This window comes from Streptomyces sp. R-74717, from assembly GCF_047305335.1.
Lineage (GTDB): Bacteria > Actinomycetota > Actinomycetes > Streptomycetales > Streptomycetaceae > Streptomyces > Streptomyces atratus.
The window spans coordinates 1,272,218-1,291,931 of record NZ_CP102361.1; the positions used below are offsets into that span (position 1 = coordinate 1,272,218).

General features: G+C 68.3%; 20 protein-coding genes and 1 pseudogene. 9 read left to right on the forward strand and 12 right to left on the reverse strand.

Features of this window, described 5'->3' with window-relative positions; all coding sequences use genetic code 11:
• Window positions 1–166: 166 nt before the first annotated feature.
• From NRF20_RS05815 to NRF20_RS05840, 6 genes are all read right to left on the reverse strand, one after another.
• Complete coding sequence (locus NRF20_RS05815; RefSeq protein WP_398634565.1) at window positions 167–370, reverse strand: hypothetical protein; 204 nt, start codon at window positions 368–370, stop codon at window positions 167–169.
• Window positions 367–1,077, reverse strand: a complete 711-nt coding sequence (locus NRF20_RS05820) for a hypothetical protein (RefSeq protein ID WP_413752143.1) — start codon at window positions 1,075–1,077, stop codon at window positions 367–369. The genes NRF20_RS05815 and NRF20_RS05820 overlap by 4 nt, the downstream gene beginning before the upstream one ends.
• Window positions 1,074–3,221: a hypothetical protein gene (locus NRF20_RS05825; protein WP_398634567.1), complete on the reverse strand. Its 2,148-nt coding sequence runs from the start codon at window positions 3,219–3,221 to the stop codon at window positions 1,074–1,076. The genes NRF20_RS05820 and NRF20_RS05825 overlap by 4 nt, the downstream gene beginning before the upstream one ends.
• 50 nt (window positions 3,222–3,271) lie before the next feature.
• Window positions 3,272–4,102, reverse strand: coding sequence for a hypothetical protein (locus NRF20_RS05830; protein ID WP_398634568.1), 831 nt, complete (start codon window positions 4,100–4,102; stop codon window positions 3,272–3,274).
• 105 nt (window positions 4,103–4,207) lie between these two features.
• On the reverse strand, window positions 4,208–4,867 hold the full coding sequence (locus tag NRF20_RS05835) for a Crp/Fnr family transcriptional regulator (protein WP_413752145.1): 660 nt from the start codon (window positions 4,865–4,867) through the stop codon (window positions 4,208–4,210).
• A 40-nt stretch (window positions 4,868–4,907) separates the two neighbouring features.
• Complete coding sequence (locus NRF20_RS05840) at window positions 4,908–5,369, reverse strand: hypothetical protein (protein WP_398634570.1); 462 nt, start codon at window positions 5,367–5,369, stop codon at window positions 4,908–4,910.
• A 569-nt stretch (window positions 5,370–5,938) separates the two neighbouring features.
• On the opposite strand from NRF20_RS05840, the gene xerC reads away from it, so the two are divergent.
• Both xerC and NRF20_RS05850 read left to right on the forward strand, forming a co-directional pair.
• Window positions 5,939–7,117, forward strand: coding sequence for a tyrosine recombinase XerC (gene xerC, locus NRF20_RS05845; protein WP_413752146.1), 1,179 nt, complete (start codon window positions 5,939–5,941; stop codon window positions 7,115–7,117).
• 26 nt (window positions 7,118–7,143) lie between these two features.
• Window positions 7,144–7,554, forward strand: a complete 411-nt coding sequence (locus NRF20_RS05850; RefSeq protein WP_413752147.1) for a MarR family transcriptional regulator — start codon at window positions 7,144–7,146, stop codon at window positions 7,552–7,554.
• On the opposite strand, the gene NRF20_RS05855 is transcribed toward NRF20_RS05850, so the two are convergent.
• A protein-coding gene (locus tag NRF20_RS05855; protein WP_413752148.1) for an IS3 family transposase occupies window positions 7,538–8,790 on the reverse strand; the annotation gives its coding sequence in 2 pieces (ribosomal slippage) (window positions 7,538–8,508 and window positions 8,508–8,790; 1,254 coding nt in all). The genes NRF20_RS05850 and NRF20_RS05855 overlap by 17 nt on opposite strands.
• Window positions 8,791–8,841: 51 nt before the next feature.
• Here NRF20_RS05855 and NRF20_RS05860 point away from each other — a divergent pair.
• From NRF20_RS05860 to NRF20_RS05875, 4 genes and pseudogenes are all read left to right on the forward strand, one after another.
• Window positions 8,842–9,681 (forward strand): annotated as a pseudogene (locus NRF20_RS05860) (IS3 family transposase); the annotation flags it as partial.
• 179 nt (window positions 9,682–9,860) lie between these two features.
• Window positions 9,861–10,256 (forward strand): RidA family protein, encoded by a 396-nt coding sequence (locus NRF20_RS05865; RefSeq protein WP_398635111.1) that lies wholly within the window; start codon window positions 9,861–9,863, stop codon window positions 10,254–10,256.
• 388 nt (window positions 10,257–10,644) lie between these two features.
• Complete coding sequence (locus NRF20_RS05870) at window positions 10,645–10,971, forward strand: hypothetical protein (RefSeq protein WP_398635112.1); 327 nt, start codon at window positions 10,645–10,647, stop codon at window positions 10,969–10,971.
• Window positions 10,972–11,327: 356 nt separating this feature from the next.
• Complete coding sequence (locus tag NRF20_RS05875; RefSeq protein ID WP_398635113.1) at window positions 11,328–12,863, forward strand: hypothetical protein; 1,536 nt, start codon at window positions 11,328–11,330, stop codon at window positions 12,861–12,863.
• Window positions 12,864–12,918: 55 nt separating this feature from the next.
• On the opposite strand, the gene NRF20_RS05880 is transcribed toward NRF20_RS05875, so the two are convergent.
• Window positions 12,919–13,323, reverse strand: coding sequence for a hypothetical protein (locus NRF20_RS05880; protein WP_398635114.1), 405 nt, complete (start codon window positions 13,321–13,323; stop codon window positions 12,919–12,921).
• A 20-nt stretch (window positions 13,324–13,343) separates the two neighbouring features.
• Between NRF20_RS05880 and NRF20_RS05885 the strand changes: the two genes are divergently transcribed.
• The 3 genes from NRF20_RS05885 to NRF20_RS05895 all read left to right on the forward strand — a co-directional run bounded on the left by NRF20_RS05885 (window position 13,344) and on the right by NRF20_RS05895 (window position 15,613).
• Window positions 13,344–14,078 carry a hypothetical protein gene (locus NRF20_RS05885; protein WP_398635115.1) on the forward strand — a complete coding sequence of 245 codons (735 nt, stop codon included), beginning with the start codon at window positions 13,344–13,346 and terminating at the stop codon, window positions 14,076–14,078.
• A gap of 39 nt (window positions 14,079–14,117) precedes the next feature.
• Complete coding sequence (locus tag NRF20_RS05890; protein WP_398635116.1) at window positions 14,118–14,783, forward strand: hypothetical protein; 666 nt, start codon at window positions 14,118–14,120, stop codon at window positions 14,781–14,783.
• Between the two features lie 92 nt (window positions 14,784–14,875).
• Entirely contained in the window at window positions 14,876–15,613 is a 738-nt protein-coding gene (locus tag NRF20_RS05895; protein WP_413752149.1) for a hypothetical protein, read from the forward strand.
• A gap of 217 nt (window positions 15,614–15,830) precedes the next feature.
• Here NRF20_RS05895 and NRF20_RS05900 read toward each other — a convergent pair whose 3' ends face one another.
• From NRF20_RS05900 to tap, 4 genes are all read right to left on the reverse strand, one after another.
• The gene (locus tag NRF20_RS05900; RefSeq protein ID WP_413752150.1) at window positions 15,831–16,304 is read right to left on the reverse strand and encodes a nuclear transport factor 2 family protein; all 474 of its coding nucleotides are present in this window, start codon (window positions 16,302–16,304) and stop codon (window positions 15,831–15,833) included.
• Window positions 16,305–16,639: 335 nt separating this feature from the next.
• The gene (tpg, locus tag NRF20_RS05905; RefSeq protein WP_398635119.1) at window positions 16,640–17,197 is read right to left on the reverse strand and encodes a telomere-protecting terminal protein Tpg; all 558 of its coding nucleotides are present in this window, start codon (window positions 17,195–17,197) and stop codon (window positions 16,640–16,642) included.
• A gap of 8 nt (window positions 17,198–17,205) precedes the next feature.
• Complete coding sequence (locus NRF20_RS05910) at window positions 17,206–17,349, reverse strand: hypothetical protein (protein ID WP_398635120.1); 144 nt, start codon at window positions 17,347–17,349, stop codon at window positions 17,206–17,208.
• An 88-nt stretch (window positions 17,350–17,437) separates the two neighbouring features.
• Window positions 17,438–19,558 (reverse strand): telomere-associated protein Tap, encoded by a 2,121-nt coding sequence (gene tap / locus NRF20_RS05915; RefSeq protein WP_413752151.1) that lies wholly within the window; start codon window positions 19,556–19,558, stop codon window positions 17,438–17,440.
• Window positions 19,559–19,714 lie beyond the last annotated feature (156 nt).

Consider the following 19,714-nt stretch of genomic DNA (forward strand, 5'->3'; position numbering starts at 1 on the left):
ATGGGTCCATGTCGACCACGGGCGGGCCCACGCAGGGCTGCGTGAGCCTGTCCAAGGCACACATGAGGGAACTCCTCCTCGCCCTCGGCCCCGCTCTGCGCCCCGTGATCGCCATGTGAGACGCCGCGTCCCTGCGACGCTGACCAGAGGATCCGTCTCGCCAGAGTCACGGACCGCCCTCACATGCCGCGCACGGCGGGGGCCGGTGATGGCCGTGCAGGCGGTACACCATCTCGTCCGGAGACGTGACCATGCGGGCCTCGCGCCACGCGGTGTCGTAGGAGAGCGCCCCCTTCCCACGCCGCCAAAGGCGAAACGCCCGCACGCTGGTGAACGGCGCCAGCAGCGCCCGCCAGAGCAGAGTGCTCACCGGGAGGCCCCCCGCTCAGACTCCCCGGACGCCACGAGGGGGCTCGGCGGACCGGACTCGGCGGGGAGGGACGCCGATCCGCCGGTGAAAGCCTGCAGGGAATCGAGCAGGGCGAGCATCGCCCGCTGCTGCCGGTCGGCGTCGCTGAAGCCGCGGCCGACCTCCTCCCACTGTTCGAGCAAGGGCTGCCACCAGCTCCCACACGCTCTGATGGACCGCGCGAGGCGTTGGAGTTCGGCAACGTGCTCGTCCGCCAGCGTGCCGGGGCGCTGTTCGAGCCGGTCCAGGACCACCAGGTCGGGATGGTCGTACAGCTGGGCCTTGAGGAACCGCAGACGCCGGACCCGGTCCTCGTCGGCCCGGCTCTGGGCGACGGCCTGACGGCTTTCCGCGGACAACCGCAGCGTGACACGCGCGTGCAGGATCCGATAGGACCCACCAGTGGTCCCACGCAGATCACGCAGGGCAGCGTTGACGGCGTCCTGCGCGGCATGCGGATCGGCCGCCTCGCAGCGTCCGGCGGCTTCGGCCACCACCGCGTGGACCCGGAAGCGCACCAGGTCCTCGAGATTGGAGCCCGTACGCCACGCCGGCCGCCAGACGATGACGAAGACCGCGTCGAAGGGGACTCCGGCCGTGGCGCTCGGCAGGAGGCGCTGGTGGGGACAGTCGCTGATGCGCTCCACGCGCTGCCAGGGCCATCTCACGCGGACCCCGTTTCGAGCGCGAACACCGAGTGGAGCCGCGGGTCGACGAGGTGCCGGTGGAAGTCCTCCGCCACGTCGACCCCCTCGACGGTCACGGGTGCGTCGGCCAGGGCCCGCATGAACGCCCAGTACGCCTGGAACATGCCGTTGCCCCGCAGAATGTGGACGAGCCGGTCGCGCAAGCGCTCGTACCCGACGGCGTCGGTGGCGTACGGGCCGATCCACTTCGTCAGTTGGGGGATGACCTCCTGCGCGATGGCGGCGTCGCCGAGGAGGTCCCGCAACGCGCGGTCGACGTCAATGCCGGCCGCTTCCTCGGACATGAGCCACGGCACCTTCGTGTGCTCCTTCTCCATCAGAGCGAGGAAGGCGAGGCTGCCGGACCTGACGGAGACCTTGGACGCCTGCCAAGCGGCGACTTCGGCAACGAGCATCGCGGTGCGGGCCGGCCGCGAGACCAGCTCCTTCAAGGCCGAGAGGACACCGAGCCGAGTCGCGGGATCGTCGCTCTTCCGGGCGACCCGGCGCAGCCGGACCAAGGCCATCTTGGCTGCGGACGGGCCCGAGGTCTCGTCCAGGAGCACGCTGCGGCAGGTGTCGACCACCGTGCGGGTGTACTCCTGCTGTCCGGCCCACCGATAGAGCGTGGCCCAGGCGGCGCGACCGACGTGCTCGTCTCCCACGGCGCGCAGTAGCACGGCGCCGAGCAGCTCGGGATTTTCGGCACAGGCGATGCTTCCCAGCGTGTCCAGATGGTCGGCGGTGCCGTGCCGCAGGACGAGACCGGCAAGGGCGTCGACCATCGGCTGGGCCAAAACGGAGCCGTCGCCGGGCTGAGTGAGCCAGATGAGCAAGGGCCCGCGCATCACCTCGTAGTTGTCCCACACATAGGTCAGGACGGCCCGCCCGTAGGCAGGCTGGTCGAAGACCACCGAGTCGTGCGTGTTCACGCGTGCGCCCACGTCATGGATACGGCGGCGCAGGCCGCGCCCGGCGAAGACGGACTGGACCAGCGCTTCGGTGGCGGGCTTGTCGCCGTTCGGCACCGCGAGCAGGGTCCGCAGGCTGCCCGCCGTGGCCGCCACCTCCGTCATGGGCGCGGACTGGCGGACGGCCAGAGCCAGCAGCAGACAGCGGTCCTCCAGGGTGAGTGAGGGGATTCGCCCGTCGTACGTGGTGGTCGTCTCCCCGAACAGGCCGTCCAGCTTCTGCCTCCAGTCCGACAGCGCGGCCGTCAGACGCTCCGCGAAGCCGGCGGGCCGCTCCTGTCCACCCGTGCGCACGGCGGCGACCGACAGGTGGGGCTGCCCGCCGTGACACTCCTCCCACACCGTCATGGCGGTGAGCGCGGCCCGAACCGCCTCGACAGCGTTGAGCCCGCGCAGGGAGACGACCGCCTCGTCGAGGGACTGGAAGTGGGACACCAGTTGAGGATGTCCGTGGTACTCCAGGTGCTCCTCGACCACGAGCTCCGCCTCCGGCGGCTCGTCGATGTGCACGACCCTGACGTCGCCGCGCGGGCTGAGGTAGTGGTCGGGCCAGAGCTCCTTCGCCACGGTCATCACCAGGAACGAACGCGCCGGCGCGAGGTCCTCGGCATGCCGGGTAAGGGAGTCGAGGAAGTCGGCCGAGAGTCGATCCGTACTCGTGTCCTTCAGGTCGACCTGGTAGGCGTGCCGGTGGTCCACCGGAAGTCGGCCCCGGCTGGGCGCGCTCCAGTCGGCGTCCAGCTTCACCAGCGTGGTGTCCGCTTCGGTGTGGCGCGCCAGCAGCTGGAGAGCAAAGGTCGTGGAGCCGAACGAGCGCGGTGCCACGACCAGCAGGATGCGCGGTCGCAGAAGGTGCGTCTCCCCGTCGACGACCTGGTCCCAGGCTTCCTTCCAGCGCCCCGCGAGGATGAAGGGCTGCTCGATGATCTGCTGCCGATCCCGCTCCACCCCCTCGAGCACGTCCCGTTTGCGCAACTCCTGCAGCACGTTCAGCTCATCGACGTGCGCGGCGGCCACGCCGACCTGCTGGATGTGGAAGTCGCCGGGCCGGGGGGTGGGGACGGAAGCGGGGGAGGTGAGATCCGGAGACGTGCCATCGGATTCCGGATTCTTGGGTTCGTCAGGTTCGAGCGAGGTGAAGGCGTTCTCTGCCATGGATTGGTTCCTCTTCTGGAAGGGGAAGGAGGTAGGACGGCGCGTGCCCGTCAGCGCTGACGCTGGTCGAGGTTGAGCGTGTCGAGCTCGCCGATGACCGTCGGGCGGTCCATGGCGCCGAGGAAGTTCAGGACAGGACCGCGGTGGCCCGCCTCCGGAGAGGAGCTGTTCGCAGCTCCGTGCGCCGGCGCAGGGGCCGGAGCGGGCGACGGCCGGGGACCGGCCGCGTCCGTGATGGAGGGGCCCAGCAGTACGGGTGACACCCCGGGGACGAGAAGCCGGCAGGGCTCCTCGAACTCCGGCTTACCGTCCACGCGGGCCGTGGCCCGCAGAAAGTGGCGCTCGTCGAGATCGAGTGTGCGGCCGTCCCTCACCGTCCGACGAAAAGCGATCTCCGAGACCACGGCGGCCAAGTAGGCGCCATGGGCCTCGGCCGCGTCCAGTGCTTCCCGCACCGCCTCGCTGTCGACCAGCCGGCACGCCTCGACGACGGCCCGATTGCGGCGGCCGGGCAGTGACACCGGCCCGACATGGACGCTGGCCCGCAGACGGATCTCCGGTCCGCTGTGCAGGCGCGCGTTCTTGTCATACCGGGACAGGGCCGCGTTGAGGTGTCCGAGCAGCGGATCGACCAACCGCGTGGTGTCCCGAGCTGGCAGGACGAAGATGCCGCCGTCGCCGGTGTCACCGAACGCACCGTCGACCCGCCGCGGCATGTCCAGCCCGCTCTGGTCGAACACGGTGTCGAGGATGCTGTTCAGGTCGAAGCGCGCCGGTGCCATCCGCGCTTCGGGGATCCGGCTGTAACCCTTCATGTCGACGACCAGCAGCGCGTGCTCCGGTGGTACGTCGACCGGGTCCGGCTGCGCAGGAGACCTCATAGGAACACCAGCCCTTCCGCCACGACCTTCGCGGCTGGCGCACCATGCTGGCCGGGTCGGAGGCAGCTCGGTGCCCACTACTGGGCACCGAGCCGGTGCGCTCCGTCACCCTCGACCGAGGGGATGGGTCTTGATCCGGGCGATGTCCCTGATCAGCAGGCCGCCCCCGGGCTCCGTCTCCAGCCATCCGTGATCGCGCCACGCCTTGATCGCCGTTCCGACGGCGTTCCGCGACGCCCCGATCAGCTGGGAGAGCTCCACCTGCGTCAGGCGCACATGGACGTGGCCGGCCCTGCAGGAAGCCGACTGGACCAGCCGCCCCAGAGCCGACGCGAGTCGCGCCGGTACCGGAGCGGTCGCGAGTTCGAGCCGCACCGCCTCCGCCTCACGCACACGAGCGATGGCATGGCGCAGTATCGAAGCCGTCAGACCGTGCTCGTCGACGAAACCGAGGAACTCGGGAGCGGGGATGACCCGGACCTGGCACGCCTCCGCCGCGATGACGGACGCCGTGCGCGGCTGGGCGTCCAGCACGGCCAGCTCCCCCAGCAGTTCACCCGCCCCCCGGACGGCCAGCAGGGTCCGCTCACCGTTCTCACCGGTCAGGGTCACGATCGCGGAGCCGGACTCCAGCAGCAGGACATGCGTCCCCGGATCCCCCTGCCGCAGAAGAACACTCCTGGCGGGCCGTGACCGCAACGGAGCCAAACCACGCAGCTTCGCCCACAAGACCTTGTCGAACACGGCGGCGTGCGGCTGATACATAGCACCTCCGATGTGAGGAAGCGTCAGAGGTGGGATGCTCTCAGGAGACGAAGCAGCTGATCAACACACCGATTCCGGCCACCCCCAGGGTGATGACCGTCAGGTCCACGGCCACCTTGATGATCCGGAACTTGCGGTGCGCGAGAGCGGCCAGCCGCGCCACGTTTCGGGCGTCTGCCTGGTGCCGTCCTCCGGCGGCCTGCCACGCTGCGGCGGACACGACGGCTTCAGGAACCTCATCGGGACATGGTCCGTCCATCCCCGTAAGCGCCGTACCACCCGGCAGGACGGGGCGCAGAGCCAGGAGCGCCGCGACGAGCGCAGCGGCCGCCCCCGCGCACATCACCGCCAGGGTCGTCCTCACCACCCAGCCGGCTTCCGCGGCCACCGGCAGCGCCGCGACCACGACGGCCAGGAGTGCCACGTCCAAACCGCACAGCACGGTCGCCTTGGTGTCGGCCCGCTGCACCTCCACGAACAACTCGGCCGTCCTCGTACGCATCCTGCCCACCGCATCGCAAGACAGAGCGCCTTCAGCCCGCACAACCGATCCGGACACGTCACCCGCCACCTTTCCGCCACAACAGGACCAGCCCTGTCACGAGACCCCAAGGTGCCAGGAAGACGGATGCGGCAGGTGCCCAGCAGAGGGCACGACGGCAGGCAACTGCGCCACACACATACTGATCAGAATCCCGTCAGTTCTGATCAATATGCACGTACACCCAGCAGACAAAGAATCTGCTGGACGTCTGCGGAGCGCACAGACAAGGGAAACATACTGATCAGGGTGCCTCCGGCAGGCGTGGTGGTCGCATGTGGTCGCACGCTGAGGGTGACGGATTCTTCTCCGCCTCCAGGAGGCGTACCAGCGCCGGCCGCGGCCGTGTTTACCGTCGCTGCGGTTGCCGGGACACCCACCGCCACCAAATCGGTGCCCACTGTCCCCATCTGCTCGCCGACAGCAAGCACGGGACCTGGACCTTCGCCGTCGATGTACCCGCCCCGGGCCACCGTCGGACGACGGTGCGCCGAGGCGGTTTCGCTAGCCAGGACTCGGCCGAAGAGGCCTTGCGGCGGTTCCTCGAGGGTGAGGCCGGCGGGTTCGATGCCGACCCGAACCAGACCGTCACCTCCTATCTGGACGCGTGGCTGGCCGCGAAGGCGCTCGTGCTGAAGCCGACGACGATGGCCCGGTACCGCGACTACGTTCGCAACGACCTCGTCCCCGCATTCGGCACCCTCAGGCTCGACCAGCTCGCCCACCGACACATCTCGGCCTTCGTCACCAGGCAGCTCGCCGCCGGCCGCGGACGCACCACCCTCTACCGGTGCCTGGCCACCCTCTCCAGCGCCCTTGGCGACGCCGTCCGCCAACATCGCCTCCCCCACAACCCGGCCTCTCCCCCAGTACTGCGCCGGCCGCCGTCGCCGGAGCGGCGGATCTGGACGGCGCACGAGGCGGCCCGCTTCCTCGCCCACTGCCACCAGGCCGACCCCGAGATGGCCGATCTGTTCGAGGTCCTCATCGGCACCGGCATGCGCAAGGGCGAAGCCCTCGGCCTGCACTGGGACGACATCCACCTCGACCAGGGCGCGCTCTACGTGCGCTGCGCGCTCTCCGCCGTCGACAACAACCATCTCGTCATCACCACACCCAAGACCCGGTCGAGCAGAGGCTGGGTCGCCATCTCACCCCGCGTCGCCACCGCTCTCCGCCGCCGAGCACGATCAGCACCCCGAACCCGCGGCGACCCCAACGACCCGTTCGCGGAGCTGGTCTTCTGTCGTCCCGACGGCGGCCCGCTCGGGCCGCACCAAGTGCTCGACCGGCTCCGCCGACTGTCCAAGGAAGCCGGCGTCCCCCGGGTCACGGTCCACGACCTGCGCCACCTCGCCGCCACCATCACGATCACCGCCGGCGTCCCGCTCACCGTGGTCTCCAAAACGCTGCGGCACTCCACCCTGTCGACCACCGCGAACCTCTATAGCCACCTCACCCAACAGGCTGCACACCAGGCCGTTGACACCATCGACCACACCCTCACCACGGCGGCACGATCCGCTGGCCGCCCGCCCCGGCCGGCATGGCTGCGACCACCGCGCGACCACATCCACCGCCTCCGTACAGCTCTCCACTGTCAACGGACAGCGGGCCGTCCGGGTGAGCGGACATCTCAGATCCTTGTGCGCGGACAGTTGACCTCCCTGCCCGGTACGACTATTCGTCCCTCGGATGGGGGTGTGTGAGCGTTGGGGGATATAGCGTCGCGGTCATGGGAACGCTGACTGACATCACCACCGACCAGGCGCCGGCTGATCCGGCCGCCACCGACGACATGCTGGCCACCCAGCCCATTGGCTACTGGAGTGGCCTCGCCCACGTAGCCGTCACCCGGCATCTGCGTGACGCTATGGCCAGGATCGACGTCACGCAGCCGCAGTACTGGGTGCTCAACCGGGTAAACGGCGGCCCCGCGGCGCCGAGTCGCGAGGAGGTCGTCATCCAGCTGACGCCCCTCGCGGACGGGCCGCATGCGATCGCTCGTGTCATCGACCAGCTGTTCCACCGCGGCTGGCTCCGGATCGACGCCGGGCAGCGCCTGCAGCTTACCGATGCCGGGGAGGCTGCCAGGGTGCGGCTGAACCGCCCCGGGTTCGGTAGAGATCTCAGATTGTGGTTGTGACCTGGGGTTTCGTGAGTTCCGTGTAGTAGTTGGTTTCGTACTCGACGGGTGGGATGTGCCCTATCTCTCCGTGGAGCCGGCGATGGTTGTACCAGTCGGCCCACTCGGCGGTGGCGAGCTCGACCTGGGAGAGTGTCTTCCAGGGCCGCTGGGGTTTGATCAACTCGGTTTTGTACAGGCCGATCGCGCTCTCCATCAGGGCATTGTCGTAGGCATCGCCGACCAAGCCGATGGAGGCGGCAATGTCGGCGGCGTCCAGATGCTCGGCGAGCCTGAAACTCGTGTACTGCGACCCGGCGTCCGAGTGATGGATCAACTCACCTGGCTGTATGGGGTGTTGGTCGCGGTCACGTTGCCAGATGGCCATCTCCAGGGCGTCCAGGACGAAGACGGTCTCCTTCACGGTGGCGGCCGACCAGCCGACGATCCGGCGGGAGAAGGTATCCAAGACGAACGCGACATAGACGACGCCGGACCAGGTCTTGATGTGGGTGAAGTCCGCCACCCAGCACCGGTTCGGGGCCTGGGCGACGAAGTCACGGTCGAGGCGGTCCGGGGCCCGGTCGACCTGCCCGCCGGGGAGCGTGGTGATCACGCGTTTGCCGCGGATCGCGCCCTGGATGCCGAGTTCGCGCATGAGACGCTCGACGGTGCAGCGGGCTGCGGTATGCCCCTGCCGGTTCAGCTCGCGCCAGATCTTCCGGGCCCCGTAGACACGGTAGTTGGCGGTGTGGACCTGGCTGATCAGCTCCTTGAGCTCCGCGTCCCGCACTGAACGTGTTGACGGAGCGGCCTGTCGTTTCTTGTTGGCGTAGTAGGTTGAAGGGGCGATCTTGCAGTCGTGCTCGGTGAGCGTCCTGCAGATCGGCTCGACGCCGCCGAAGCGGTCCCGGTGCTCGTCGATGAACGCTACGAGCGTGTGTGTGGCCGGTCGAGCTCGGCCGCAAAGAAACTCGCCGCGGCCTTCAGGATCTCATTCGCCCGCTCGAGTTCGGCATTCTCCTTCTTCAACGCCTTGAGCTGAGCGGACTCCTCCGTCGTCGTCCCCGGCCGCGTGCCTGCGTCGATCTCGTGCTGCTTCAGCCAGTTCCGCAGTGTTTCGCGGGACCCGATACCGAGCTTCTCGGTCACCGCCTGCAGAGCGGCCGTCTCGTTCGGGTAGTCGTCGCGCACCTCGGCGACCATGCGCACCGCGCGGCGGCGGAGCTCAAGCGGGTAACGGGAAGGTCGTGCCATGACTCGATCCTTTCATGAAATCGAGTCTCCATTCGAGCCGGGGCGGTTCACATTCTCGGCCTCTCCCGGTCGAGCTTCTACTACTGGCGTCGCACCGCGGCCGCGCGCCCGGCCCGGCAGACCGCCGAGGCCGGGCTCGCAGCCCGGATACGCAAGGTCCACCAGGACTCCGACGGCACCTACGGAGCCCCCAGGATCACCGCCGAGCTCCGTGACGAGGGCGGCCCGGTGGTCAACCACAAGCTCGTCGCGAGGATCATGCGGACCATCGGGCTCAAGGGAGTCCGTCTGCGCCCCCGGCACCACACCACGCTCGCGGACCAGGCGGCGCCGAAGGCGCCGGATCTGATCGGCCGTGACTTCACCGCGGCCGCGGTGAACACGAAGTACGTCGGCGACATCACATACCTGCCGGTCAGCGGCGCGAAGCCGCTCTATCTCGCGACCGTCATCGACCTCGCCTCACGCCGGCTGGCCGGGTGGGCGATCGCTGAGCACATGCAGACCGAGCTCGTCATCGACGCCCTGGCGGCCGCCGAGCGGACCCGCGGGAGCCTGGCCGGAGCAGTGATGCACACCGATCACGGCTCGCAATATACGAGTAGGGCCTTCGCTGAAATCTGCAGGTCAGCAGGGGTCCGGCAGAGCATGGGCGCGATCGGGTCCAGCGCGGACAATGCCGCTGCGGAAAGCTTCAATGCCGCCTTCAAGAGGGAGACGCTCAAGGGCCGCAAAGGCTGGTCGAGCGAGCGTGAAGCGCGACTCGAAGCCTTCCGCTGGCTGACCCGATACAACACCCGACGCCGGCACTCCCGCCTCGGTCAGCGATCTCCGATCGCCTACGAGAACGACTTCCAACCCACAGCAACTACCCTGGCCCAAGCGGCATAGACGTGTTCAAAATCCGGGGTCAAGGCCCACGTCGACTTCACCCCGCTGCGCAAGCAGGACCTCACTGCCGCCGGCCTCGGCCAGGCCGCCTGATCCGTGAGTGCCTGGGTCTGAACCTTGATTGGTGACCCCCCTGTGTCGGTAAGGAGCCGATTTCCGGTCGTGGCATGATCGGCGCTATGGAGCACTTCATACGTCCCAACGGTTCACCGCCCGTCAACGGCTACAGCCACGCGGTCGCCTTCACCGGAGCGATGGTCGCCGTCTCGGGCCAGGTTCCGGTGGACGGCGACGGCAATCTGGTCGGCAAAGAGGACGCTGAGGCCCAGGTGCGGCAGGTCTACGCGAATCTGACCGCCGCGCTGGAGGCAGCGGGCTCCGGCCTGGAGCACGTAGTCAAACTGACGGTCTACCTGACTGATCTGGACGATCTGGGCGCGTTCCGCAAAGTGCGAGACGAATACCAGGACGCAGAACACCCGCCCGCCTGCTCCTTGGTGAGGGTCGCTGGCCTGGTTCACCCAGACTTCCGGGTCGAGGTCGACGCATTGGCCGTGGCACCGAGCGCTGGATAACGGTTGGGTCCACTGAAGCAGCCCCTGGCGGAACCTCGGGAACGTCGCAAGCCCACAGATGAGTCGTCGCCGTGACCGGTGCAACGACGGAAGGTGTCCCCCGTTTCGGCCGACGGGCTGGATATCAGCGTTTCATAGGTGGTCCCAGGTCCACCGCTCGCAGCAGCTTCCCCTCATGGACCTGGGCATTCCCTCTATCCCGCCTCAACGACATTGACATCCCTGGGATAGTCGACGAATGGATCGAACGCCCCAGCACAGCGACGGGATGCTCCTGTCTCAGGAGGAGTACGAGGCAGTGCATGCCGCGGTATCTGCTGGTGCTGGCCGCTGGGCTGGCGGACAGCCATGCACGCTCAACTCATTGCTCACGCGGTGGAGTGATGTTGTGGCAGAGCTGGAAGAGGGCTATTCAAAGTGCGCGCCAGAGCTCGACAACGACATCTGGTGTCGGAGTGCGCTGGCGCGCGTCTGGCCCCTGTTGCCCCCGCGCGTCCAGTTCATCCAGCAATCACCACTGCATGAACTTGACGAGCGGTTCCGCGCGGCAACGATCCAGTGGCCCGGTCGGGGGGAGGAAGAGAGCCAGTGGTGGAAGTGGCGCATCCCTCGACTGCTTGAGGGTGAAGCCGGAGAACGCCGCGAACGGGGTTGGCCCTCGGGCTGGGAGATGATGCCGTTCCCCAAGCCGGATTGCGTGCAAGTGATCGTCTGAGAAGCGAACCGGGCTTTCTCTTCCTACCCGCTGAGTTGGTGCAGAGAAGGTCCAGCTCCATGAGCGCGGTGCCGGGCCCGGAGACGTCCTGGACGGGCTCGCGGCTCGGGGTAGGCGAGGTGGTCGACGTCGTGCTTTGGGTTGCTGCTCATGGGGGGCCTCCAGGTGGAGGAGTCAGGCGTGGTCGTCGTCGCGCCGGCGTTTGGGCTGGGCGTCGGAGGCGAACCGGCCGAGGCGGGCCTCAACCGGGTTCGCGGCGATCCAGTCCTCAGCGCACTTCCCCGTCAAGTTCTTCTGTTCGGCTTCTTGAGGTCCGTGGCTTCACGCAGCTTCTGGCCGCTGAGAAGATCACCACCATGACCATCTCGTTCCGCATCGACCGAATCCTCGGTGACCGTCCCTTCGCCGAGGTCGGTGATCCCGTCCTCGCCGTCGATGACGAGGGCCGCGGATTGCTAGCAGTGGCAGGCACGCACGTGGCAGTGGCGGGCGTGCACTGGTTCGGCAGTACTACGCCGGTTGGTGTCTACGGCACCGATGATCTGGCCTGCCGCGCCCTTCTCCGTGCGCGCTATCCCGTGCACGCGATGGCTTTCCACCCTAGGCTCCCCCTCCTTGCAGTCGGTACGGGCGACTACGACGGCGGCTACTTCTTCGAAGGGGAACTGCTCCTACTGGACCTGGAGACGGGCAGCGCCACGTCGCTCATCGAACACGAACTCGGCCGCCAGGTCCTTGGCCTGGAATGGCTCAGCGAACAGGAACTACGCGTGCTGATGGCACCGCCTGACGACTGGCAGGACAAAAACGCGTGGAGCGAAGGGCACATCGCAGTGGTTCATCGGCCCGACTGGAGGGTCGTACCGCCCCAGTCGATCACCGGATATGACCTGGCCGGACCACGGGTAGCGGCCCCGCGAACCGACCGTCGAGAGGATGCCCGCCAGACGGTCTCCGGTCTGAGTACGACCTGGGACCCACGACGCAACGTCCGCGCGGTTGAGGAACTGTCCGACGGCAGGATCGTGGCGACGCTCGACGGGGTCCAGTTGGAGTCCTGGTTGCCCTCGGGGCGACGGCAGTGGGCTGTCCGGGACGACGATGGTGGCGGCCGTGACATTGTCATCGCCGCAGATGAGCGATCGGCCTGGGTTGGTCTGGTGCGCCCTCCGTGGGAGGAGCGTGCTCAGGCCGTGGTCCGACTCGCGCTCCAGGACGGGGCGCAGCTCGACCACCTCACTCCCTCCAGCTCAGTGTCCCTGGTGCGATGTGCTGACGGCCTGCCCGCCCTCGCACCCGCTGGGCGGAACGCGGAGCGGAGCAGGTTGCGTATCCGGCGTGGCAGCCGGATCTACTTTCAGGAAACCGTTTCCACGAAGGGCGGGCAGAAGCCTGGACCAGGTGAAACCTGGCTTGCGGCAGCGGAACTGGGGTCCATACCGGTTGCCGAACGTCCGCGTGAGCCGAGTGGGGCGGAGGTCAATCAGTTGTTTCCCTACTCCTGGAAGCCAGGTGAGACACACTTCGCTGGCCCCGGCGTGGAGACCGCCGACGGCGACCTGATTTATGCCGGCACCGCCTATCACGGCCACGGGTTGCAGCCCGGCGGCTCGTTCGTCGTACGGCGCGCGGTGGCCAGTGCAGAGCCGACTTGGGTCTTTCGGACAGACCGGAAGGCCACGGACCTCGACCACGACATGGAGACCGTCTATGTCACGTACGACGATGGCGAGATCGTCGGACTCGATCTACGTGACGGCAACGTCCGCTGGCGTCAGCACCTGACTGTTGCCAGAGTTCCCGTCGTGGCGACCGCACTGACCGTTACCGAACCCGGCCGACTGCTCATTGGCACCACCGACGGGCGACTCCTGGACTGCTCGACCGTCTAGGAAGTGCCAATGCTGTGCAGGCACGCTGCGAGCCTTACCGACCAGAGCAGCCCTGTCACGTTGTCGATCGAGGGAACGGAATGACGTTGTCGGAGGCCGGTTCTGCTGATGCTGCCTTCCCCTGCGTGAGAACGGCACTGGCGAGGGTCAGGCGAGTGACCAGGTCGCGGAGCTCTTGGATCTCGGTTCTCTGCTCGGCGATGGTCTTTTTGAGTTTGGTGACGGTTTCCCTGAGTCGTTTCTCCGTTTCCGGGATCTGCTGCGTCTCGTTGCGAACACGTTCGTAAAACTCGTTCTTCAGGTCGACGTGCCGTTTGAGGAGGGCCATGCGGTGGACACCGGCCTCGGCGGCGAGGGCAACGACGGTGAGACTGCCATTGGAGGCGGTGGCCTGACCGGAGAGGAGCCGGTCCATGGCCCCGCGGATGCGCGTCCGTTCGTCTTGGTGCTGCTGATTCATGCCAGGGTCCCAGCGGCGCGGTGACCATCAAGGTCCTGTCCGTGGGCAGCAAGCGGATGTCGAAGGCTATCTACAACCAGCTGCCCCGGCGTAGTCCCTTGACTGATCACGACTGCACGACACAGGGGAGGCTCTGGGGGATCGTGGTCGACCCGAAGTGCTGCCACAGCATGCGCCTGGCCGGTCAGCCGCACTGGCACGTCGTGTTCGAGCACGATGGCGAGCTGGCTGTGTGGAAGGTGCCGCAGGGGGCGAAGAACGCTCCGTACAACCTGATCGCCGGCGGCCCGTACGAGCCGCGCTCCCGTGTCGACGAGGAGTTCCTGGACGCCTGCGCCCTGGAGACCCACCGGGGCTCCACCGACTTCTTCCAGGGCAAGGTGTTCGACCTGATCCGCGACGATCAGATCGCGGCGACGATCGAGGACACCAAGGTCTACCTGTCGTGCTCCGCCGCCGTGCTGAAGCTGCGCACCGCCAGGAAGGATCATCGCGCCGCAACAGAACGGGCCGCCTCCTCGACGGGCTGGCCCACGCACCCCAAGGTCCCTGGCTTTGCTGCCGAGGCCGCCGCGACGGCCGAGAAGCAGCTGGAAGCCGTCGCAGAGGCTCTGCAGCGGCAGTGTGAGCGCAGTGCCCAGGATCTGTATGCCGATCTGGTCGCGGACGTTCGCCGCATCAAGCAGGCCCGGGAGAACTACGCCGTGGCCCTGGAGACGGTCGAGCAGCTGCCCCAGCTATTCCTGGGTGCCTGACCCGCGCCAGTGTCCGACCTCTACGTCCGGAGCATGATCATGCCCGTGTACCGAGACAACTGCTCGCCGTTGGTGACCATTCACCAGGACGTGGTTCTCAACATCGAGTTGAGCGTCACCAGCCGGTTGCTTTACGTCGTTCTGCAGGCCCGGGTAGATGACGGCATCAGCGTGGAGGACGTGGCCCCGTTGATTGGTTTGGAGGACGTGCAGCGGGTGCGGCCGTTCTTTGACGAGCTGATCGACGCCGGGCTCGTCGAGAGTCGCCCGCACCACGGCCGGCCGCCCCGCATCCTGGTCTACCAGTCCCCGCTGTCGCAGGAACGCCGTACGCACGGGTGCGTCCCGTGCGGGCGGTGCGGTGAGTGTTCCTGCGAGCACACCAAGGGTCTCTGCCGTATCTGTGACCAGATCGGCCGCGCCGAGGAGGAGGCCCGGAAGGACATCGACCGTTGGAAGAGGCAGCGAGACGAGGGAGCTACCTACGCCATTGGGCGGCAGGCTACCCGGCTGCACCGCTGGGACTGTCCGAGTTTGAACTCACCAGAGAAGAGCCTGGCGCAACTGGAGCTCTCACGCCCCTATGCCCGTAAGGCCGGTGGGCTCTACTGGTCGCGCTTGCCCGACCTCTACACCGCGCAGGAACTGCGGCTCAAGGGCTGCCGCAAGCGACTGTGCGGCATGTGCGGCCCTGACCCGCTGTAGAGCACGTGGGGCCGTTCGGGGGATGCCACGTCGTGTCCGGCACGCGGGGTGCTCGTTGGTCGCACGGGGGCCGATGAGCGAGGAGGCTGCCGATGGGGCGAATCAAGAAGAAGCGCACCGAGCGGGACGTGCGCCGTCAGTCTGGAGTACGGCCGGGAGTAGCTCCGCCGTTCCCGCAGGCCGAGATGGAGCGCGTCCTGCGCGCCTGGGACCGGGCGGTGGACACCGGGCTGATGAAGAGCGGCACAGAGACGAAGTACCACTTCACCCCGGACGGCAAGGTGCTGTCGGTCGCGGTTGGCCGGAGCGGGCAGGTGCTGGCCAATGGCGAGCGGCTCACCCCATCGATGGCGGAGCGGCTGCGGAGGGAAATGCCGCTGCTAGCCGGGTTGATCACCTTCTACGAGAACAACCAGCTCGCTGGCCGCGGCCTGGACGGAGCGCCCGAGGACGGCGTGATGCCTCTGCCGACTGCGGCCGCCCCGGACCCGATGCCTCCGCTGGACGAGAAAGCTCTGGGCGACGCTCAGGCCGCCACCGCGGTGCTCGTGCGCCAGGGCAAGGTCTCCGAGCCGGTGGGCGCGATGGTGATCCCCGCTCAGAACGGCGTGCTGTTCGCGGTCGGTGGCCGGGACGGCGAGCTGTACGTCAACGGCCGGGCGCTCACCCAGCAGTGGGCCGAGAACCTGCGGGCCGAGGTTCCGGACCTGGCCTCGGACGTCACCCGGCTCCAGGCTATGCGCGCGGAGTGGCTGGACTCGCCGCCCGAGGACCGCACGCTGGCGCTGGCCGGTAGCTGCACCGACCCGAACTGCCGCACCCCGCACTGAGGGCACCCATGTCGCTGTCGGGCCTGGTGGGGCGTAACGCGCGGCGGTGCTCGCCACCCCCTACCGCTGTGGGGTGAGCGCTGTGCCAGTTCGGGTGTTCCGGTCTCGGTGGGTGCCGCGTGGCTTTGTTCACGAGAACCGGCTCTGGCTCAGGTTCTGTGGAGTGTCACTCCCCGTGGCGCAGGACCCTTGACGGCTGGCCGACCGGGAGCCGAGCTCATGACTGGCCGGGCCCGTCGAGGCGTTCCGTGGGACCGGCAAAGGAGAGGAAGAGAGTCCGCGTGGTGAGCAGCCAGGTTTCGTCCACCTTGCGGAACGTATCTTCGTAGTGCCCCACTTGAACCGGGGGCCGCGGCGGTACAAGGCCCTCGCTGTAGCCGTCGACACGGTACGTGGTGAAGTAGGTGGTGGCGGAGGCGGTATCCGCAGAGGCCACGGTAACCAGGATGTTGGTACATATACGGCGTGACAGTCGGTCTGCGGGCCGGTCGCCGAAGTAGATGCGCAGGGCGTCGCGACCCGCAATGCGGCGGTCGCCGGCGGGCCATACCCAGGTGCCGTCCCGCGTGAACAGGTCCGCCACCGAGCTCGGGTTCCCGAGGTCGAGCCGGTGGACGAACTCGACGACCAGCCGCTCACAGGCCCGCTCTGCGAGCAGGCGCTCCATCGGGTCAAGAGTTTCAGCATTCATGATCAACTCATATCAGGTCGCCCCTGGCTGAGGGAGCCTCACCCGAGCTGGGCCCCGGTTCCGGGCTCATGCTCTCCGGAGCAGTGCCCCTCCGTGAGCGCCCCCACGTGCCGATCCGTGACTCAGCGTGGCCGGTCCACAGAACCTGAGCCAGAACCGGTTCTCGTGAACAAAGCCAGCCGCGCGGGAGGCAGGCCTGCCTTCTGGCAATACGAGTGGATACGCGTTGTCGCCCGGCTGGATACGGCGGTGGCTACGATGCGAAACGCCCCGTCCCCGGCATTGGACCTGCCGGGAACGGGGCGTTGTCGTATCCGCTGTGGTTGGCTATCCGATCAGAAATCCAGATCCAAATAGTCGATGTCGTTGATAGCGACGTCTGAGATTCCCATGGCGCGGCCTCCGCCGTCCTGGAAATACACGTCTTTGAATCCTTCGGCGATAATGTCGCGCATCTGTTGGTCGCTGGCCCCGGCGTCGCGGGCGTCGAACAGGCGTTGCGCGTACGTCGCGGGAAGGTGGACGGTGAGGCGGCGGAAGCGGCCGTCGTCGGTGGTGCCGATCGGCGCGGTGTAGCCGAACCGGGCCCTGGTCTCCACCGTGATCCCGGTCGCGGCGGCGGCCTGCTTGCGCCGGCGCTTGCGGACCTGGGGCTGCCAGCGGGACCGGACGGCGCCGTCGATCTTCGCTGCGATGTCCTTCGGCGGGTGTTTGCGCTCGCCCTTGCGGTAACGCTCCACCGACCGCTGGCTGACCCCGAGCTCCGCCGCGACGGCCTTGGTTGTCTTGAGCTGCTTCATCAGGAAGTTGATGCGGCCCTGGAGGGTCTTGGGCGGCTCCCGGGTGAATGCCTCCCGGTCGGCCCGCTCGATGGCGTCCTCGATGTCTCCCACGGCTTCGCTCAGCTCCCTTCGGGGATGGGGCCCCGGCCGTCGGGGTCGACGAGCCGGAACCAGGTCTCGCGCGTCTCGCGCAGGTCATGCCGCCGCAGTTCGAACCGCGGCGAGGCGCGGTGGGCGCGCATGGAGAACTGCAGGGCCTCCATGCGCGCCTGCAGGCGGTCCAGCGTCCGCTCCAGCTCCGCACCGGCCTCCAGCCGGGGACGTCGTGCCGGTGTCGGCGTCGGGCACGGCCTACTCGCCCTCTTCGAGGACGGCGTCGCCGCCCTTGATGTGGCGGGCGGGGTTGAGGCCCTTCTCCATCAGGTCGACCGCCCAGGCCATCTCCTGGACGCCCTCCAGCTTCGCCAGGCCCGGGGTGGGGCCAAGGCGGAAGCCGCCCGGCTGCGGCTTGCCGGAGGCGGCGTACGGCAGGAAGTCCATCGGCGAGGCCCCGGGTGAGGGGTAGACGACGCAGTCGGACAGCACGGCCAGCGGGTACAGGCCCGTCATTTTGGCCATGTTGTTGAGCTTGCGGTGCATGTTGACCCGGGCCTTGCTGATGACGGCGGCCCGGATGTCCGGGCGCCAGGTCGGCCGCTGAAGGGCCGGCCACGTCTCGCCGTCGCGGTACTGCTTGCCCTGCGGGCCCTCGCGGAGCTTGCCGATGCCGCCCTTGACGGTGCCCTTGATGGCGGCGAGGACGGCCGCCAGGGCCGGGTCGACCTGTTTGTGCTGCTCCATCGCGGCGAGGAACTCGGTGTCGGTGAGGTCCTTCGTGACGCCCAGGTCGGCGAGCGTGTCGACGTAGGCGTTCTTGAGCCGGTCGTGCCACGGGTCCAGGTACGCACCGGTCTCCCGGCGCAGGTACGCCTCGATCGGGGCGACGTTGTAGCCGAGCTCCTGGGCGTAGGCGACGGCGTGCGTCTGGTACCAGGCCGGTCCCGTCGGGCGCTCGCCGGTCGGCGTGAACGGCGAGGGCAGGCGCGGGTCCAGCTCGATGTGGGAGAGGTCCACCCGCCAGGAGCCGGGGATCTTCGGGTTGAACGTCGGGGCGTGGAAGTGGTCGGGCGCAGAAAGCCCCACCGTCAGCCTCGCCGCGGCCGCGAGGAACGCGGTGTTCAAGTCGAGTCCCACCGCCCACGGCAGCAGGCACTCCTCATCGGACAGCAGCGACACGTCGCGCACCCACTGGTACGCCTCCTCGTTCAGGAAGCCGCCGGTCCAGCCGGAGTTGACGACCACGGGGTGCTCGGGGCGGGCCTCCGGCGGCGCCGGATCCATCGGCTCCGTGCCCAGCGACCCGGGGTTGTGGCCGGAGACCCAGTTCCCTGTCTCCTTGTCCTGCACGGCCCGGGTTGGCGGGCGCAGCGCGGTCATCAGCTCCAGCCCGGACACGGCCGTGCTGCCGCGCGGGGTGATGACCCGCTGAGCGTAGACGCCGAGCACACGGGCGACGTCGGCCGGCTCCATCTCCGACACCCCCGGCCACGACCGCTCATCGAGGGCGTCCCACGAGAGGACGGCGAGCTGCACGCACTGGCGCTGGGTTCCGGTGGCTTTGCGGTAGATCCTCGCCCACGGGCCGAACCCCCGCTGCGTGAGCTGCCACTTCGCCTTTGTCACCTGCTTGACCACGGGGTGGTCCTCGGGCAGGCGCAGGGAGCGGCGCTGCTCGTGGCCCTCCAGGCGCTCCGGCAGTCCGAGCTTCACGGCGGCGGCCGCGGTGAGCACGATCAGCGGGTCGGAGTCCTTGCCGTTGCGGTGCAGTTTCGGCGCACCGAGACCGGATTCCTTGAGGGTCCACTCCACCAGCTGCGGGATCGTGGTCGCGGGGCAGTCGAGCACGATGCCGTCGACGCCGTACGCGGAGCCGTCGCCGTCCAGTACGGCGAGCGGGCCGTGCGGGAACCGCGGATTGGTCGCGGGCGCCGCCGCCTTCTTCGCTGCGGGGCGCCTCGACGTCGCGACCGGGCGGGGACGCTCGGCCGCGGCCGGGGTGGCCGGGGCCTGTGCCGGGGCAGCGGCCTCCGTGGGCTCGGTCGCGGCCGGGCCGGTGAACGTCTGCGGCACCGCCGGCTGCGGCGGCGTGGCCACCGGGGCGGGCATGGCGGCGGAAGATCCGTGGGCGGGGTACTTCGCGGCCCAGCCGTTCAGCAGCCGCTGGTACGCCTCCAGGCGTGGCGGCTTCGGCTCGCTCCGGCCGTTCTCCCAGTTCTTCACCGTCTGGGTCGTCGACTTCAGGGCCTGAGCGAGACGGGCCTGCGTGATGCCGGCGGCCTCACGGAGCCGGGCGCGCTCCGCCGGGGGCGGGAGCTGCGGCTCCTCTGCCAGCAGGGCGTCGATGTTCGCGAACAGCTCTTCCTCGGATGCCATATCTGTCTACCTCCACCCTGAACACTAGCACACTTTAACCCTGACGGAAGATTCAATTTAGCCTGTACATTTAACCCGTTCGGTCAATGTATGTTGCGTGGTGTTGCCAGGGATGGCGGCCGAAACTGTCGGGTCGTGACCTCTCGCAGTGAAGGT